The sequence below is a fragment of the Mesorhizobium sp. M7A.F.Ca.US.014.04.1.1 genome, from assembly GCF_003998745.1.
In the GTDB taxonomy this organism is placed as follows: Bacteria; Pseudomonadota; Alphaproteobacteria; order Rhizobiales; family Rhizobiaceae; genus Mesorhizobium; species Mesorhizobium ciceri.
This window is the reverse complement of record NZ_RZRW01000993.1, coordinates 1-1,307: the sequence shown is the minus strand read 5'-3', so window position 1 is coordinate 1,307 and position 1,307 is coordinate 1. Positions and strand designations below refer to the sequence as shown.

Here is a 1,307-nt window from a genome sequence, read left to right as displayed (position 1 = left end):
CTTCGGGGCCGCGCGCCACGACATGCTCCAGCCTGCCGAGGTCGCCGAGGCGCCGCTTCAGCCGCCGGAATTCGCGATAATGGTGCGAACGCAGCGAGGCCTTCAGATAATCATCGCCGTCGCGCTCGCTCTCCAGCGCCGGGCGCAGGGTCTGGCCGGTGGTGACCAGCATCAGGCCGCGCGTCTCGGCCACGGTGGCAAACAGGCTCGCCACCGGGCCATCGAGCCGGACATCGGGCAGGACGAACACTTTCGGCAGCTTGAGATGCGGGCGCGACAGCATCGAGAAGAAATCCTCGACGACGCCCACCGGGTCGTCGCGGTCGACCAGCGGCGTGCCGAGCGGACCGAACGGGCTCGACCATGTGCGCATCACCGGCACGCCGAGCGGCACCACCGGCCGTTCCACTGAGAACGGCACCAGAAGGCGCAGCCGGTTGCGGTATTCGTCGCCGTCGCGGATGACCGCCAGCCGCACCTCGCGATCTTCCAGCCGCGGCATGGCGGGCGCAAGGAAACGCGGGTTGAAGAACACGTTGGGCTCGACCGTGCGGGCGCAGAGATAATCCAGCTCCTCGACCAGGTCGAAACCGGCGGATGCCGGGTAGATGGCGAGCTTGCGCTCGGGCCGGTTGTTGGCGAGAATCTCGATATGGGCGGGGTCGGCGTCACGGGTCAGCCCGGCAAGGCCCGACACCATGGCGCCGGCGGTGCCGCCGCTGGTTTCCTCAAGCAACGGGATGGCAGCCATCACGCGGCTCCTTTCGCAGGCACGAAGATAAGCATGACGATGCCGAGCTTGCGCCACACCGTGAAGGACAGCGCGCCGGCTTCGAAGATCATGGCAAAGGCGGTGGCCATGGCCGCGCCCCACAGGCCGAACATCGGGATCAGCATCACGTTGAGGGCGATGTTGAAGGCCAGCGTCATGGCATAGACGGCGGCGCAGATGTTCTGGTTGCCGCTCATCGTCAGCAGGCTTTCGCAGGGGCCGACGGCGGCGCGCGCCGCGACGCCGAAGACGAGCAGGAACAGCAAGGGATAGCCGCTGCTGAATTCCGGGCCGAACAGCACCAGCATCGGCTCGCCGAGCGCCAGCACCAGCAGCGCCATCAACAGCGAAGGCCAGAACGTCCACGACACCGTCTCGCGGGCAAAGGCGGCGAGCCTTTGCGGGTCGCCATGGGTGAACTGGGCGTAGCGCTGGGCAACGCCGGCCTTGACGGCGAAGTAGACGAAATGCACCAGCGCCAGGGTCTTCACCGTGGCGAAATAGACGGCGACGTCATTGGGGTCCATATAGGCGC

General features: G+C 67.0%; 1 protein-coding gene and 1 pseudogene. Both read right to left on the bottom strand.

Annotated elements, in window-relative coordinates; translation table 11 throughout:
• Nucleotides 1-751, bottom strand: a pseudogene (locus tag EOA22_RS33875) (GNAT family N-acetyltransferase); the annotation flags it as partial.
• The coding region (locus tag EOA22_RS33870) for a polysaccharide biosynthesis C-terminal domain-containing protein (protein ID WP_206521483.1) at nt 751-1,307 on the bottom strand (557 nt) is incomplete at its 5' end. The pseudogene EOA22_RS33875 and the gene EOA22_RS33870, both read right to left, overlap by 1 nt.